This window comes from Methylomagnum ishizawai, from assembly GCF_019670005.1.
In the GTDB taxonomy this organism is placed as follows: Bacteria; Pseudomonadota; Gammaproteobacteria; order Methylococcales; family Methylococcaceae; genus Methylomagnum; species Methylomagnum ishizawai.
In genome coordinates this window covers 1,706,560-1,722,812 of the sequence record NZ_AP019783.1, presented here as the reverse complement: position 1 = coordinate 1,722,812, position 16,253 = coordinate 1,706,560, and the positions used below count along the sequence as shown (strand labels likewise).

Annotated in this window: 15 protein-coding genes and 1 other RNA gene; 13 read left to right on the top strand and 3 right to left on the bottom strand. The window is 63.2% G+C overall.

Features of this window, described 5'->3' with window-relative positions:
• The first annotated feature begins 1 nt into the window (after position 1).
• The 3 genes from K5658_RS07915 to K5658_RS07905 are packed head-to-tail and all read left to right on the top strand — an operon-like array spanning position 2 to position 4,863.
• Positions 2 to 2,164: a glycosyltransferase gene (locus K5658_RS07915; protein ID WP_221066406.1), complete on the top strand. Its 2,163-nt coding sequence runs from the start codon at positions 2 to 4 to the stop codon at positions 2,162 to 2,164.
• Between the two features lie 9 nt (positions 2,165 to 2,173).
• Entirely contained in the window at positions 2,174 to 4,135 is a 1,962-nt protein-coding gene (locus K5658_RS07910; protein ID WP_221066405.1) for a glycosyltransferase, read from the top strand.
• Positions 4,132 to 4,863, top strand: coding sequence for a DUF5672 family protein (locus tag K5658_RS07905; RefSeq protein WP_221066404.1), 732 nt, complete (start codon positions 4,132 to 4,134; stop codon positions 4,861 to 4,863). The genes K5658_RS07910 and K5658_RS07905 overlap by 4 nt, the downstream gene beginning before the upstream one ends.
• A 24-nt stretch (positions 4,864 to 4,887) precedes the next feature.
• On the opposite strand, the gene ubiH is transcribed toward K5658_RS07905, so the two are convergent.
• From ubiH to K5658_RS07890, 3 genes are read right to left on the bottom strand one after another with little or no spacing between them, the layout of a single operon-like run.
• Positions 4,888 to 6,078, bottom strand: a complete 1,191-nt coding sequence (ubiH, locus tag K5658_RS07900) for a 2-octaprenyl-6-methoxyphenyl hydroxylase (RefSeq protein ID WP_221066403.1) — start codon at positions 6,076 to 6,078, stop codon at positions 4,888 to 4,890.
• Positions 6,075 to 7,391: a Xaa-Pro aminopeptidase gene (pepP, locus tag K5658_RS07895; protein ID WP_221066402.1), complete on the bottom strand. Its 1,317-nt coding sequence runs from the start codon at positions 7,389 to 7,391 to the stop codon at positions 6,075 to 6,077. The genes ubiH and pepP overlap by 4 nt, the downstream gene beginning before the upstream one ends.
• Positions 7,392 to 7,404: 13 nt before the next feature.
• Positions 7,405 to 7,953: a UPF0149 family protein gene (locus K5658_RS07890; RefSeq protein ID WP_221066401.1), complete on the bottom strand. Its 549-nt coding sequence runs from the start codon at positions 7,951 to 7,953 to the stop codon at positions 7,405 to 7,407.
• A 230-nt stretch (positions 7,954 to 8,183) separates the two neighbouring features.
• Between K5658_RS07890 and K5658_RS07885 the strand changes: the two genes are divergently transcribed.
• The 10 genes from K5658_RS07885 (at position 8,184) to K5658_RS07840 (ending at position 16,249) form a co-directional block, all read left to right on the top strand.
• Positions 8,184 to 8,477 (top strand): cell division protein ZapA, encoded by a 294-nt coding sequence (locus K5658_RS07885; RefSeq protein ID WP_221066400.1) that lies wholly within the window; start codon positions 8,184 to 8,186, stop codon positions 8,475 to 8,477.
• Between the two features lie 45 nt (positions 8,478 to 8,522).
• A non-coding RNA gene (ssrS, locus tag K5658_RS07880) (6S RNA) lies at positions 8,523 to 8,707 on the top strand.
• 71 nt (positions 8,708 to 8,778) lie between these two features.
• Positions 8,779 to 9,375: a 5-formyltetrahydrofolate cyclo-ligase gene (locus K5658_RS07875; protein ID WP_221066399.1), complete on the top strand. Its 597-nt coding sequence runs from the start codon at positions 8,779 to 8,781 to the stop codon at positions 9,373 to 9,375.
• 2 nt (positions 9,376 to 9,377) lie between these two features.
• Positions 9,378 to 9,692, top strand: a complete 315-nt coding sequence (locus K5658_RS07870) for a hypothetical protein (RefSeq protein ID WP_221066398.1) — start codon at positions 9,378 to 9,380, stop codon at positions 9,690 to 9,692.
• Between the two features lie 66 nt (positions 9,693 to 9,758).
• Entirely contained in the window at positions 9,759 to 10,217 is a 459-nt protein-coding gene (locus K5658_RS07865) for an EVE domain-containing protein (RefSeq protein WP_221066397.1), read from the top strand.
• Between the two features lie 143 nt (positions 10,218 to 10,360).
• Entirely contained in the window at positions 10,361 to 11,320 is a 960-nt protein-coding gene (locus K5658_RS07860) for a Nudix family hydrolase (RefSeq protein WP_221066396.1), read from the top strand.
• A 148-nt stretch (positions 11,321 to 11,468) separates the two neighbouring features.
• Entirely contained in the window at positions 11,469 to 12,878 is a 1,410-nt protein-coding gene (gene glnA, locus K5658_RS07855; RefSeq protein ID WP_221066395.1) for a glutamate--ammonia ligase, read from the top strand.
• A gap of 180 nt (positions 12,879 to 13,058) precedes the next feature.
• Complete coding sequence (locus tag K5658_RS07850; RefSeq protein WP_221066394.1) at positions 13,059 to 14,282, top strand: tyrosine-type recombinase/integrase; 1,224 nt, start codon at positions 13,059 to 13,061, stop codon at positions 14,280 to 14,282.
• A 199-nt stretch (positions 14,283 to 14,481) separates the two neighbouring features.
• The gene (locus tag K5658_RS07845) at positions 14,482 to 14,871 is read left to right on the top strand and encodes a hypothetical protein (protein ID WP_221066393.1); all 390 of its coding nucleotides are present in this window, start codon (positions 14,482 to 14,484) and stop codon (positions 14,869 to 14,871) included.
• A gap of 49 nt (positions 14,872 to 14,920) precedes the next feature.
• A complete protein-coding gene (locus K5658_RS07840) occupies positions 14,921 to 16,249 on the top strand; it encodes a transposase (protein WP_221063785.1) in 1,329 nt (442 codons plus the stop codon).
• The last annotated feature ends 4 nt before the right edge of the window (positions 16,250 to 16,253 follow it).

Here is a 16,253-nt window from a genome sequence, read left to right as displayed (position 1 = left end):
CATGGCCGAAGCCCAAGAACCCCGCCAACCCCTCTTGTCCGTGTTGGTCCCCTCGCACCGGAGCTGCCTGGAAGCGATGCCCATCATCAGCCGCTTGGCGGCGCTGCGTAACGAGCGGGTCGAGGTGCTGGTCGCGGACAACAGCGGCGATCCGCATAAGCAAAAAGCCCTGGATATTCTGCGCGGGATCGCGCCCCGGCTGAAAGTCGTCAAAAACCCGGACCACCTGCCGCCGCATGAGAACTATAAAACCATTATCGATATCGCCGCCGGGGATTATATCCTCGCCTGCGCCGACGACGATTACCTCGATCCGGGTTTCATCGACGATGCGATCCAACTCATCCTGGGCGCGGACCACGAGATTTGCGTCGTGCCCGCGCTCTACCAATATATAGGCCAAGGCCAACTCTATCCGACCCAGAGGATTCCAGAACCCGCGGCCCCGGAATGGACCCGCCGGGTCATTGGCCATTTCGAATCCAAGATCATGCCGGTGCTGACCTATTCGGTGGTCCCGAAGCGCTTGCTCGCCGCCTTCCTGAATTACCAAAGATACCATCCCATGATCGGGAGTTTCTTGGATTGGAGCTTCGAATATTTCGCCCGCGCCTGGTGCCCCTGCCATTATGCCGAGCATGGCTTTTATCTTTATGATTCCCAGCGCTGGATGAATATAGACTCGGCCACCGAGGCGGACGGTAGGCAGTACCGGAACGGTGGCCTGCCATTCTGGTTCGTGGCCTTCCATAAACTGCATTGGGCGGTCGAGTTATCCAGTTTCCTGTACAGCGGCTATTTCCCCGGTACGCCCCAGGAGCGGGAACCCATTATCAAAGCCTTGATCGCGCAAAACATGGGCTTGTTCCGCTACGAATCGTGCGTAAGCAAACGGGAGCGCTTCGACAATGCGCCGGTTTCCGCCAGCCTGAAACGGGAAATCATGGCTTTATTCCTGCAAAGCGAATGGTCATACCCGGAAATCCGGGCGATATTCCTGCGACTGCTCGGCGAGGTGTGCCCCGACAAGGCGCTGAGATACGAAAACTTCATCCGCGCCATCCAAACACCCCGCCCGGATAAGACCGGGCTGCCCGATCCATCGGCCATCGAGGGTATGAGCGATAATTACCTGAACCCGGAACCCAAACCGCAAGGCCGGGAACCCTTGGTCAGTATTATCGTCTCCCTCGATCAGCACGCCGATAAACTATCGGAAACCCTCGACAGCGTGGCCGGCCAAACCTGCCCGGACTGGGAAACCATCCTGGTCGATAGCCATGGTTCCGAAGCTGTGGACCGTCTCGCCGGGGAAATGCTGGCCTATTTTCCAGGCCGCGCCATCCGGGTCATCGCGACGGCGGGTCGTGGCTTGGCGGAAAGCCGTAATACGGGCATAGGGGCCGCGCTGGGCAAATATATCCTTCCCTTGAATTGCGGAGATCAATTACACCCCAGGGCGCTCGAAAAACTGTCCGGGTTATTGCAAGCCGATCCCCGCGCCATCGCCTATAGCGATATTCAGGAATTCGGCACCGCCTCCCGCTATGTCCAAACCTTGGATCCCCGCGCCGGAAACCCGGCTTTGAATCCTTATCCCTATTGCGCCCTGTACCGGCGGGAAATGTGGGCAACGGCGGGTGGCTATAACCTCGATATGGCCCAGGACTACGCGGATTGGGATTTTTGGCTCTCCTGCGCCGGGCACGGCTACATAGGCCGGCACATCCCCGAAGCTTTGCTGTTCCGCCGGACCAGGGAGGCCGACAGGGTTCCCGCGCCACCGCGCGAGACCGAATCCAGGGCGCGGCTGGTGCTGAACCATCCAACGCTGTACGACCCGTCCATGCTGGCCCAGGCCGAAGCCCTGCTGGCGGACCCGGCCCGACAGGGCGGCAAAGAGGAAGTCCTGGCCGTGATCGCCGAGGCCGAACGGCTGGCCGCGACCGAAGGCCTGGCCGCGGCGGTGGCGCATTACCGGCGCTGGCTGTGGTTCCGTTCCGCGGCTTCGCCCTTGGCCTACGCGGTCCAGTTCAACCTCGGGGTGGCGCTCCAGCAATTGGACGATCCGGCGGGCGCGGCCTGGGCCTACCGGGAAGCGCTGGAGAAAAATCCCGCTTTCGAGCCCGCCCGCAACAACCTCGCCTTGCTGTCGGCCCTTTGAACTTCCGCCATGGACACACCCAACCCGATGAAGCCCGCGTCCTCCCCACCGCCCTTGGTCTCGGTGGTGATTCCTTGCTACAACCAAGCCCAATACCTGCGCGAGGCGGTCGAGAGCGTGGCCGCGCAAAGCTATCCGCAGCGCGAGATCGTGATCGTCAACGACGGCAGCCCGGACGACACCCGGGCCGTGGCCCAGGCCCTGACCGCCGAATTCCCGTACCTGCCCATCTCCCTGGTCGAGCAAGCCAACGGCGGGCTATCGCGCGCCCGCAACGCCGGGATCGCCCAGGCCAGGGGCCGCTATATCCTGCCCTTGGACGCCGACGACAAAATCCATCCCGAGATGTTGGCCAAATGCGTCGATCTACTGGAATCGCGTCCGGATATCGCCATCGCCTACACCGATTACCAGCATTTCGGCGATGTCGATTTCGTCCAGCGCACCCCCGAATACGACTTCACCGTACTCAGCACCCAGAAATGCCTGCACACGGCCACCGCCCTCTACCGCAAAGCGGCCTGGACCGCGACCGGGGGCTATAAGGCCAATATGGTCTGGGGCATGGAGGATTGGGAGTTCTGGATCCATTGCGGCAAGCTCGGCTATTTCGGCCACAGGATTCCCGAGGCGCTGTTCTACTACCGGGCCAAGCTGGCCGGCAGCATGATCCAGGTGCAACGCGCCCATTTCGAGGAACTGTGGGCGCGGATCGTGCTGAACCATCCCGACCTCTATCCCGGCGAGATCCAAGGCTGGGCCGGTCGCATCTGGGCCAGGGCTTTGGCCGAGATGCTGGCCGGGGGCGGGCGCTACCTGAACTATCTGGCCCGGCTGGACCTGGTCGCCTTGATCGGCGACGCCGAATGCCTGGGCACACAGGGGGATTTCGCCCACGCCGCCGCGCTTTATCACCTGTGGCTGGAACACAACCCGCAACAGGAACTCGCCTACGCCATCCATTTCAATCTCGGGGTGGCCTTGGCCCAAGCCGGGGACGCCGCCGGAGCCGAGCGCAGCTATTTGAAGGCGCTGGAACTCAAGCCCGATTTCGCAGCCGCCGCGACCAACCTGGGCCTGATGCGGGCGCGTTCGGCCCAGGCGCGGGGCGATGGCGTCCCCGTCCCGGCCCAGACCTTCGGCGTCGATTGGCTGGCGATGGACCTGCCCTTCCCCTGCGAATTGCACGCCTTCTTCCCGCGCACGGAAACCCCCGCCACCGGGGCCAAACGGGTGTTGTTGATCTTCACCGAACCGCCCAGCCGCATGGCCAGCGCCGCCTGGGTCCGCCAACACCACCATGAATTCGACCTGATCGTGACCTATCAGCGGGAATTGGCCGATCTACCGAATGTGCGGCTGCTGGAATTCGGTTCGTGCTGGTGCGGCTACGACGACCCGCCCGCCGTCAAGGATTTCAGCGTCAGCTTCATCCTCTCCACCGGCTGCGACGACGGCCTGGAAGGCTACGCCCTGCGCCGCGCCATCGCGACCGGGGCGGAAACCGGCGGACCGCCGTTCAAACTCTGGCTGTCGCGCAAGGGCATACGGCTGGCCCCGGAAGACATCCCGCAAATCCAGGAACGGGAACGGCTCGGGCAATACCTCGTGCAAGGGCTGGGCGACTCGAAAGTCCCGGTCTATGCCAGCATGTACAACCTCGCCATCGAGAACACCGATGCCGATTATTACTTCACGGAGAAGTTGATCGACTGCTTCATCAACTTCAGCGTGCCGCTCTACTACGGCACCGGCAAGATCGCGGAAATCTTCGACATGGACGGCATCATCCCGGTGCGGGATATCGGGCAGGTCAACCAAGCGCTGGCCGGACTCGACCCCGCCGATTATTGGCGCAGGATGCCCGCCCTGCTGCGCAACCACGCCATCGCCCGCCGCTATGCCCGGCCTGTCCAAAAGCTGCAAGCATTGTTGGCGGCGGAATTCGGCCCCGCCGGGGGAGCGCCGTGAACATCGCCGTGCTGACGCCGATCTACAAACCCAGGCTCAGCGCCAACGAACTGGCCTGCCTCAAGCATTCCCACGCCGTGCTGCGCGGGCACGACACTTTCCTGGTGGGACCGGGCGGGCTGGCGCTGGATTTCTATCTGGAACAGTTCCCGGCGGCGAAATACGCCTTCTTCCCGGCGCACTGCTTCGCCTCGCCCCAGGCCTATAGCGACCTGCTGCTGTCCCAGGATTTCTACCGCGCCTTCGCCCATTACAGCCATATCCTCATCCTGCAACAGGATTGCATCGTGTTCCGGGACGAACTCGCCGACTGGGCCGCGACCCCCTACGACTATATCGGCGCGCCCTGGGCCAATGTCTGGACCTATCAATTTCCGCCGCTGGGCAGCCCCTACGATGGCATGGGCTACCCGGTGGTGGTCGGGAATGGCGGGTTGTCCTTGCGGCGGGTGGCCGCGTTCCTGGCGGTGTTGGAAGAACTCGATTGGCTGAAACGGCGCTACGACACCGTGGTGGAGGATGCCTTCTATTCCCTGGCCGGGCTGGTGTCCGAACGCTTCCTGGTGCCGAATATCACGGTGGCGGCGCGGTTCTCGGTGGAATGCGAACCCCGCCGGTTCGTGGGGATTGCCGGACGCCTGCCCATGGGCGTCCATGCCTGGGAGAAATGGGACAAGGCCTATTGGCTGGAGATTTGTGGGGAACAGGGCATCGGCGGCTTGGTTTGAAAACCTGGGGCTTGGACCTCCGGCCTAAAGCCTCACCCCATAACCCATCGCGTGGCGGGCCAACAAGCGCTTGGCCGGGGGCAGCCGGTCCAGGGCCAGCAAGGCCAGATTGCGGGCCAGGGCCAAGGGCGGGAAATTGTTGGAGAAAATCCGCACCAAGCTGTCGGTGAAGCGGATCACGTTGGCAAGATCGCGGCGGCGCGCTTCGGCATAGCGGGCCAGGAACCCGGCCTCGCCGATATCCTCGCCGAAACCCGTCTGCGCCCATAGCCGATCCGCCAGCAAAGCCGCGTCCCTAAGCCCCAGGTTGAACCCCTGGCCCGCGACGGGATGGATTTGGTGCATGGCGTTGCCGATCAGGATCACCCGCTCGTCCGCCATCTTTTCCGCCCGGACCAGCTTGAGCGGGAAGCCCTGCCGCGCCGCCGCCGGTTCGATCCGCCCCAGCCAATAGCCGAACACCGCCTGCAAGCGGGCGGTGAACTCGGCCTCGGACAGGGCCAGGACCTCCTCGGCGTCGGCGTCCTTCAAGGTCCACACCACCGAGCATTGCTTGCGTCCCAAGGGCAGGAAAGCCAAGGGACCGGAAGCGGTGAAGCGCTCGTAGGCGGTGAATTGGGTGTCCTTCTCGGTGCGGACTTCGGTGACGATGGCGGTCTGGCCGTAATCGCGCACGTCCTGCTCTATCCCCAGGAGATTCCGCACGCTGGAATTGCCACCGTCGGCGGCCACTACCAGCTTGGCGTTCAATCCCAGGCATTCGCCATCGCGCTTGAGGGTGACGCACACGCCCTCCGCGCCCGCCTTCAGCCCGATGATGCGGGCCGGACACAGCCGGTCGATGGGCAGCCGTTCCAGGCCGCGCTCGATGGCGTCCTCCAACACGCGGGCCACCGCCACATAGCCCAGGGCATCGACGCCCTGGCTGGCGGCATGGAGCCGGGTCTTGCCGAAATGGCCCTGGTCGGACACATGGATATGGCGGATCGCCATGGCTTCCGGCGCGACCTCCCGCCACACGCCCAGCCCGTCCAGCACTTGCGCCGTGCCCCGCGACAAGGCCAGGGCGCGGCTACCCGCCGGGGAACGCCGCCGTTCCTCCGGGCTCAGGGCTTCCACCACGCCGACCCGCAAGGGCGCGTCCTTGATGGCCAGGGCCAGACTGCCGCCGACCAGCCCGCCGCCGACGATCAACAGGTCGTAGTCGTAATTCATGCCGCCTCCGCCATCAGGGCTTCGATGTCCGCCACGGACTTGGGCACGGCGGCGGTGAGGATTTCGCAGCCATCCTCCGTCACCAGCACATCGTCCTCGATCCGCACGCCGATCCCGCGCCAACGCGGATCGACCTCGGTGCAATCGGGCGCGACATACAGTCCCGGTTCCACCGTCAACACCATGCCGGGTTGCAATTCGCGCCATTTGCCGCCGACCTTGTACGCCCCGACATCGTGGACATCCATCCCCAGCCAATGGCCGGTGCGGTGCATGTAGAACTTCTTATAAGTCCCTTCCTTGATGAGCTTGGGCACCTTGCCTTCCAACAAGCCCAGATCGACCAAACCCTGCACCAGGGTTTTCACCGCCGCGTCGTGGGGTTCGATCCAGCGCTTGCCGGGGCGGACCTCGGCGATGGCGGCGGCCTGGGCTTGCAACACCAGTTCGTAGATGAGGCGCTGGCTCGTGCCGAACTTGCCGTTCACCGGGAAGGTGCGGGTGATATCGGCGGCGTAGTTTTCATACTCGGCACCGGCGTCGATCAGCAGCAAATCGCCATCGCGCAGGGCTTCGTTATTGGCGGTGTAATGCAGGACACAGGCGTTCTTGCCACCCGCGACGATGCAAGGATAGGCGGGCGAACGACAGCCCTGTAGGCCGAATTCGTGCAGCAATTCCGCCTCGACCTCGTATTCGTGGCGGCCCGGACGCGCCACCCGCATCGCCCGCCGATGGGCCTGGACCGAAGCCGCGGCGGCTTTCCGCATCAGGTCCAGTTCGGCGGCGGTTTTGAACAAGCGCAGTTCGTGCAAGACCTGTTCGAGCGCGACGAATTCATAGGGCGCTTGCACCCCGGTCCGGGCGCGGCCCCGCACCACGTTGACCGCCGCCATCACCTGCGCGTCGAATCCGGCTTCATGGCCGATATGGAAATACAGCCGGTCGCGGTCGGCGAAGAGATCGGGCAGTTGCGTCGCGAGTTCGGCGATGGGAAAAGCCTCGTCCGCGCCGAAATGCTCGCGGGCCCCTTCCAGTCCCGCGTGCTGGCCGGTCCAGATCGCCTTCTCGGGATCGAACTCGCGGCAGAACAGCACGAACTCGCCCTGCTTGCGGCCCGGCGCGAACACCGCCACCGCTTCCGGTTCGTTGAAGCCGGTCAGGTAGAAGAAGTCGCTGTGCTGGCGGAACGGATATTCGGTGTCGCGATTGCGGTGGTGGTGGGGGGCGCTGGCGATAAGGGCCACGCTGTTCTTCTTGAGCCGCCGCATCAATTGTTGGCGGCGGTGCTTGAAATCGCTGGGTTGGAGCATGGAATTCCGGGAATCAATGGAGGCGGATGGGTTGGGAGGGCCGCGCCCTCAGTTCGCGCTGGACGACTTGCACGCCCACACGGACATACTCGGCCAGTTCGGCGTAGGCGGTTTCATCGCTCTCGCTGTCGCCGGAACTGGCGGGATCGAGCTGGGTGATTTCGGCGAAATCGCGCAGGATTTCGGTGCATTCGCCGGGCCAATCCGAGACGTTGGAGCCATAGCCCAGCCCCAGCAGGAAACCCCGGCACCATTCGCCCAGGGCGTCGGCGCGTTCTTCCAGGGTGCCGTCGTCGTCGTCCGGCAACAGCGGCATGAACGAAAAATCGAAGTCCTCCAATTGCCGCCGGGTTTCCTTGAACAATTGCTGCCACACGGACGAGGCCACGGGGTCCAGGGGTTCGGCGTCGGGGCCGAGGGTCAATTCCAGCCAACGGCCTGGATCGGCCCCGCCATCCATGCACAGGAGGCCGGACAACAACCCATGGGCCTCGGCGGCACTGCCGCACTCGGAGTCCTCCGGGAGCGTATCCTCGATATCGGACCAAGTGATCTTAGCCATATTAAACCGTGGGGTTGGGTTGAAAGGGACGGGTGGGCGGAAGGCGTTTTCCGGCACCAAACTGGCCGGGCTTCCATCCGGGCATTATACGCCCGCCCTCCCGGTCATGTATGGACGGGGCGGGTTTTCGGGTCGGCTTGGCGGCTGCGGGCTTGCCTTGTGGACATTCGGGTAATTCCTTTATCCTAGACGCCGCACCGCCCGCCCCCGCCTCCCTGGAACCCGAAATCATGAGCGAACCGAATCCCCTGATCAAAGTGCAAATCCTCGGCAAGGAATATCCGATTTCCTGCCCGGAAGAAGAGCAGCACGACCTCTTGCTCGCCGCCCGCTACCTGGACGAGAAGATGCGCCAAATCCGCAATACCGGTCGGGTGATCGGCACCGAGCGCATCGCGGTGATGGCGGCTTTGAACATCGCCCATGAGCTGCTGCAAGCCCACCGCCGCAGCGTTCCGCAAGAGGTGCCGGGCGAATATCCCGAGCGTCCACCCCGGAACCGCGGCAACCGCCCCCCCGAATAAGCCGGTGTTGCGGTCCCGGCCCAACTCCGCTAAATTGGACCCGCGTATTCCCTGCGGCGTGCGAAGCCCACTGGGTTACTTCTTGAGCCTAATCCAAAACCCCGGGTCCATTAGAGTTCGCGATGTGCGCAAGTCCGCCCCGAGCGGAAAGCCTGATTCGGTACTTCTTGGTCCCACCTGAACCATTCGGTTCAAGGGCGAAAGTGAGTTACGGCGCAGGCGGGGAATACATTCCTTCCCTCGTCTGGCGGTCAGGAACCGGCGCTGGTCTCCGCATCCCAAGCCCCCAGCATTCTCGCGCATGACCCTTCCCCAAACCCTCCGCAGCCAAGCCCGCGCCCAGCGCCGCGCCTTGAGTCCCGAAGACGCGCTCCGCCATGGCGCCAGCCTCGCCCGGCAGGCCGGTTTGCTCCACCTGCTCGAATCGGCCCGCACCATCGCGGCCTATCTCCCCAACGACGGCGAAACCGATACCGGCCCCTTGATCGCCCTGCTCTGGGCACGCGGCAAGCGCGTGTTCCTGCCTTTGCTCCGCTTCGCCCCGCATAAGCATCTCGCCTTCGGCCTATACCGCCCAGATACCGCGCTGCTGCCGAACCAGTACGGTATCCCCGAGCCCGTCGGCACCCCTGTCCTGGATCATCCCGGCCAACTCGATCTGGCCTTGGTGCCGTTGGTGGCCTTCGACGGCCAAGGCCACCGCATCGGCATGGGCGGCGGTTTCTACGACCGCACTTTCGCCTATCTCAAGGCACCCGGCGCGGTCCGTGCCCCGCTGCTGATCGGGCTGGCCCACGAATGCCAGAAATACGCGAGCCTGCCCGCCGAGCCTTGGGATGTGCCGCTGGACGGCGTGGCGACCGAGCGGGCTTTCTATTCCTTCAAGTTAGGACGCTGAGAATGGCTGTGATCGTCGAGTTGGTACCAAATCCATTGCTTGGCACATGGCAATCCTGTGATGGCCTGTCCGATGTCGAATTTTCCATTGCCTATGACGAAGGTGAATTGCTCGTGAGCGGCCGTGATAACAGCGATGGAGAAGTCGCCTCGATTAGCAATGTAAGTTGGAGTGCAGCGGAGCAACGATTGTGCTTCGATGCGTATTGGCCATCTAGCGGTCAGCTCACAAGATACAGGCTTATCCGTGCGCCTAGGAATGGCCGAGTCATGGTCACATATACACTCACCGCCCAAGATACATGGGAAAGAGTGTGACTCCCAAACAATGCACCAACCCAACCCCGCTTTTCTATGCGTATCCTATTTATCGATAGGCACGCCATGAATCATTGGCTGATGAAATCCGAACCCGGCGAATTCGGCATCGACGACCTGGAACGCCGCCCCGGCCAGACCGAACCCTGGGACGGGGTCCGCAACTACCAAGCCCGCAATATGATGCGCGACCAGATGCGGCCGGGCGACCGGGTATTCTTCTACCATTCCAACTGCGAACAACCCGGCATCGTCGGGCTGGCCGAAATCGCCAGGGCGGCCTATCCCGACCCCACCGCCTTCGATCCCGGCCATAAGCACTACGACCCCAAGAGCCGCCCCGAACAACCGGCTTGGCTGATGGTCGATGTGCGCTTCGTGCGCAAGCTCAAGCGCACGATCACCCTGGCCGAACTGAAAGACCGCCCGGAACTCGATGGATTCGCCCTCTTGCGCCGGGGCAACCGGCTGTCGATCCTGCCGGTCAGCCCCGAACAATGGGATTTCATCCTGGCCTTGGAATAGCGCCGCCCCAAAGCACACACGGGCAAGCCAGCCGCGAAACAGTTTGTTAAAATGCCGCGCCCTAGAATGGTTTTGATCCCTAATCCCCCGATTTCCCTAACTTCATGCCCAACCAGGACCGCGCCCCCGCCAGGACTTCCGCGATGAACCCAGCCGCGCCCATCCTGGAAGTCGCCGCCGGGGTGATCCACGACCGCGAGGGCCGCATCCTCATCGCCAAGCGCCCGGCCCATCTGCACCAGGGCGACTTATGGGAATTCCCCGGCGGCAAGCTGGAGCCGGGCGAAACCGCCGCCGCCGCCCTCCGCCGCGAACTGCGCGAGGAACTCGACATCGACACCGAGCAAGCCTCCCCCCTCATCGACCTCCGCCACGATTATCCCGACCGGCGGGTCCGGCTCTCGGTCTGGCGGGTCGAGCGCTTCGCCGGCACCCCCAAGGGCTTGCAGGGCCAACCGATCCGCTGGGTCCACCCGGACGAACTGCCCCACTTCGATTTTCCCGCCGCCAACCGGCCCATCGTCACCGCCGCCCGCTTGCCCGACCATTACGCCATCCTGGACGGCGACCGCCTGGAAGGTTTGAAACTCCGGCTGGACCGGCTCGCGGCCTCCGGTATCGCCATGGTCCAACTGCGGGCCAAGGGCTTGAATCCGCTGGATTTCGCCGCGCTGGTCGATCATGCCGTGCCCCTGTGCCAACGCCTGGGAATCCGCCTGTTGCTGAACGCCGCGCCGGAACTAGCCCGGAACAGCGGTGCCGACGGCGTCCACCTGACGGCGGCGCGGCTGCTGGCCCTGGACGCCAGGCCCTTGGATGCACCGTTTTGGGTCGCCGCTTCCTGCCACAACGCCGATGAATTGCGCCACGCCGAGCGCATCGGCGTCGATTTCGCCGTGCTGTCCCCGGTGCGGCCCACGGCCTCCCATCCCGGTACCGCGCCTTTGGGCTGGGAGGCTTTCGCCGGATTGGTGGACCGGGTCGCGCTGCCGGTCTACGCCCTCGGTGGCTTGCTGCCCGCCGATGTGGGGGAAGCCAAACACCGGGGTGCCCAGGGCGTCGCCGGTATCCGAGGATTCCTGGAAGGATTCGCGCCACAGTAGTGCGTCGATGGGTCGATCACGGTGCGTAGCGATGCCGCGCCGACTTCCAGGCCGGAAGAATCGACCCCCACAAGGATTGGTGTGAATTTTGTATCGCAGCCCGCTTCCGGTTTTTGCAACCCTAGCTCTTACCCCTGAGGAGATAAGAATGACGCCACAAGACGTACTGAAACTGATCGAAGAAAAGGAAGTCCGCTACGTGGACCTGCGCTTCGCCGACACCAAGGGCAAAGAACAGCACGTCACCATCCCGGCCAGCACCGTGGACGAGGACATGTTCGAGGACGGCAAGATGTTCGACGGCTCCTCCATCGCCGGTTGGAAGCACATCAACGAATCCGACATGATCCTGATGCCGGATGCCAGCACCGCCGTCATCGATCCCTTCTTCGACGATGTGACCCTGATCTTGCGCTGCGACATCATCGAACCCGCCGATATGCAGGGCTATGAGCGCGATCCCCGCTCCATCGCCAAACGCGCCGAAGCCTATCTGAAATCCACCGGCATCGGCGACACCGCGTTCTTCGGCCCGGAAAACGAATACTTCGTGTTCGACGACGTGCGTTGGGGCGCTTCCATGCAGGGTTCCTTCTACAAGGTCGATTCCGAGGAAGCCGGCTGGAACTCCGAGAAGGTCTACGAAGATGGCAACATCGGCCATCGTCCGGGCATCAAGGGCGGTTATTTCCCGGTGCCGCCGGTCGATTCCATGCAGGACCTGCGTTCCGCCATGTGTAACACCCTGGAGGACATGGGCCTGGTCGTGGAAGTCCACCACCACGAAGTCGCCACCGCCGGCCAGTGCGAAATCGGCGTGAAGTTCGGCACCCTGGTGCAGAAGGCCGACGAAGTGCTGACCCTGAAGTATGTGGTGCAGAACGTGGCCCACGCCTTCGGCAAGACCGCGACCTTCATGCCGAAGCCCTTGGTCGGCGACAACGGCAGCGGCATGCACGTCCACCAGTCCATCGCGAAGGACGGCGTGAACCTGTTCACCGGCGATCTGTACGGCGGCCTGTCCGAGACCGCGCTGTACTACATCGGCGGCATCATCAAGCACGCCAAGGCGCTGAACGCCTTCTGCAACGCCTCCACCAACAGCTACAAGCGCCTGGTGCCCGGTTTCGAGGCTCCGGTGATGCTGGCCTACTCGGCCCGCAACCGTTCCGCTTCCATCCGCGTGCCCTATGTGCAGAACCCCAAGGCCCGCCGCATCGAAGTCCGCTTCCCGGACTCCACCGCCAACCCGTACCTGGCTTTCGCGGCCATGCTGATGGCCGGCCTCGACGGCATCCAGAACAAGATCCATCCCGGCGACGCCATGGACAAGGACTTGTACGACCTGCCCGCCGAGGAAGCCAAGGCCATCCCGCAGGTTTGCCATTCCTTCGACATGGCGCTGGAAGCCCTGGACGCCGACCGCGAGTTCCTGACCCAGGGCGGCGTGTTCACCAACGACATGATCGACGCCTACATCGACCTGAAGATGCAGGAAGTCACCCGTCTGCGCATGAGCACCCATCCGGTCGAGTACGATATGTACTACAGCCTGTAATGGCTAGCTGAGTCCGGTAACGTCCGGGAAAGGCCGCAAAGCTTTGAAAAATCAAGGCTTGCGGCCTTTTTAATGTCCGCCTACTTCCGCTATGGTCCGCTCGAATCCGGCCTTGTTTGTCCCCGGAATTGTCCCCGCGCTATGATCCTGGGGCGCTTTTCCTGAAATCACGGGGACAAAATGAAGCTAACCCATTTATTTCTAAGCAAAAAAGCCAAACCCGCCGACAAGGATTTCCAGCTTGCGGACGGGCAGGGCTTGGCCTTGATCGTTCGGGCGGGCGGCGAGATGGTTTGGATGTATGAGTACCGCATCGAGGGCCGGAAGGTGAAATACCGCCTGGGCTACTATCCCGATCTGTCGCTTGCGGAGGCGCGGGAGAGGCACCAAGCCGCCCGCAAGCTGGTCAGGCAGGGGATTTGCCCGAAGGCCCAGGCCGAGGCCGACAAGGTGGCGGCGCGGGCGCGGGAAAACCGGATGACCTTCGCGGGCGCGGCGGAACGCTACCGGGCCGAGTGCCTGGAAAAGGATTGGAAAGACCCGTCGAAGCCTTGGGGCGTGATTCAACGGCACTTGGTCCCGGCGTTTGGTGCGATGCCCTTGGAGGAAATCACCATGGACGCGCTGCGGCTGATGCTCTACGACCTGCGGGCAAGGCGGGGCGAGGCGGCGGCGCTGGAAGCCCATGGGTCGATGCGCCGGGTTCTGGCCTATGCGGTGGAATGCGAGTGGATAGCCTGCAATGTGGCTGCGGCCATCACGCCCAAGCGCATCGGCACCCGCAAAAAGCGCACCCGGTACTTGAAGGCCCAGGAAATCCGCCGCTATCTGACCGCGCTCTATCAATCTTCCTGCTACCGGGGCTATAAGCTGGGGCTGCACCTGTTGCTGATGCTGGGCTTGCGCTTGAACGAACTGGCGGGCGCGGCCTGGGTGGAAATCGACCTGGAACGCGGCGAGTGGGTGATTCCGGCGGCGCGGATGAAGGCCGGGCGGGAACATTGGGTTCCCCTGTCGCCGCAGGCGGTGGAGATGTTCGCGGAACTGAAGGCGCTGGCGGGCGGAAGCCCCTGGGTGTTCCCGATGCGTACCGACCCGGCGCGGGCGATGAACGGGAACAACCTGGGCGGGATTCACCGGGTGATTTGTGCAAGCTGCGAGATGGAGGATTACCACATCCACGACCACCGCCATACCTTATCCACCCATTTGCACGAGATGGACTATCCCGCCGATGTGATCGAGGCCGCGCTGGCCCACGCGATCCGGGGGCTACGCGGGGTGTATTCCCATGCGGAGTACCGGGAGCAACGGGCCAAGATGCTTGCCGCCTGGGCCGAATACTTGGACGGCCTGATGAACGAGGCGACGGTGATCCGGGCGACTTTCCGCAAGTCGGCTTGAGGGTGGCAGGGGAGTTCCGATCCGGCGCGGCGCGTGAAGCCCGCGGGCTTGGCGGTCATCGATTGGGGAAGGCAGCAACAGCGAACACACCGGGTAATCGAAAAAACCACGCCTAGCCTTTGGCCGGGCGAAAACCGGATACCCCTTGTCCGGCTGGCGTGGTTTCCATCCTCAAGGGGATTGGCGTCAAGGGGGCGCTATGCCGATCATCCATCAGATACAGGGGCGGGACGCGCTCTTGGTGTGGGCTATTCCATTTGCCAGCGGTCGGGAAATTCCGCCCGATTCATTGGCCGGGTATCTGCGGGATCGTGGAGATACCGGGGTCTTACCGCCGCAATCCGATTTCCCTTCCGCTTTCCAGTGGCATAACCGCATCCGGGGGGAGTTGTATCCTTCACAGTGGGAGGAACTTTGCGGGAATCTTGAGCGGTTGCGGCGGGACTTGGGTTCGAGAAGCCTCCCCGAGGTCGAAGACCGTCAAGAATGGGTTATCGCTTCGGCCAAACTGTTCCCGGCGCGGGTTTATGTGTGGCTGGACGAGTTCAATGAATGGCTGGGCAAGGCCAGCCCTTTCAAACTGAAATAACCGATAGTATTATCGGCGCTCAACATACCAACACCAATAGTCGAGATCAATGCTAGAGCTATTCCGCCAGAAAATGCCCCTGTCCTGCCTGCTGCACGGCCTACTGGAACGCTGCTTTGCGGCGGAGAGGCTGGACAGGATTTTCCTGGAGAACGCGAAGGAGCAATACACGCGGGAAATCCTATTTTCGACGGTGTGCGACCTCATGCTGAGCGTGGTCCTCAAGGTCCATCCCTCGATCAACGCGGCCTACCAGAAACACCCGGAACCCCTGGGGGTAACGGTATCCGCGCTCTACGAGAAACTCAAGGGCGTTGAATTATCCGTGTCCCAAGCCCTGCTGCGCGATACCTCGGAAGACCTGTCGGATATTCTCGATGCCCTGGGTTTCACCCCCGAACCCTGGTTGCCGGGTTATCCGGTCCGCCTCCTCGACGGCAACTGTCTGGCGGCGAGCGAGAAACGCCTCGCCGTCCACCGCGAGGTCGGCGGTGCCGCGTTGCCGGGCAAGTCGCTGGTGGTGTTCGACCCGGAGCGCCGCCTGATGCGGGACGTGTTCCCTTGCGAGGACGGACATGCCCAGGAGCGCCGCCTGCTCGACGCCGTGGCCGGTATCCCCAAGGCCGGCGAACTGTGGATCGCCGACCGCAACTTCTGCACCGTGGGATTCCTCGACCGGCTCCAGGGCCGGAACGCCCACGCCTTGATGCGCTTGCACCTGAACCTGCCGCTGACCGAGGAAACCCTGTTTTCCCAGGCCGGGGAACAGGGCGGCGGGCGGCTTTTGGAAAAGCGGGTCGGCGTGGCCGGGCGGCCCTATCGCCTCGTCCGCGTCGAACTCGAACAACCCACCCGCGACGGCGATGCCTTCGTCGATATCCTGACCGACCTCCCGGCGGACATACCCGCCGCCACCGTCGCCGACCTCTACCGCAGGCGCTGGACCCTGGAAACCGCGTTCCAACACGTCGAAAAACATTTCAAGTCCGAGATCGAAACCCTGGCCTATCCCAAGGCCGCCCTGTTCGGATTCGCCCTGGCCCTGGTCGCCTATAACCTCTTCTCGGTCATGATCTCGGCGCTGGACTGCGCCCATGGAAAACCCGTGTCCAAGGATATCTCCGGGTATTATCTCTCCCACGAGATCGCCGCCACTTTCCTCGCGCTCATCCAACTCAGCGGGGTCGGCGACTGGCTGTTCGTCTCCGAACAAACCCCGGCGGAATTCGCCGCGTGGCTGCGCGAAACCGCCCGGAACATCCCGTTGCGTACCCTCAAAAAGCATCCGCGCGGCCCGAAAAAGCCCATCGACAAACCGCCCTACGACCCGAAACAGCCACATGTCTCGACATATCAATTACTTAGGAAGAAGAAGTAGTCAC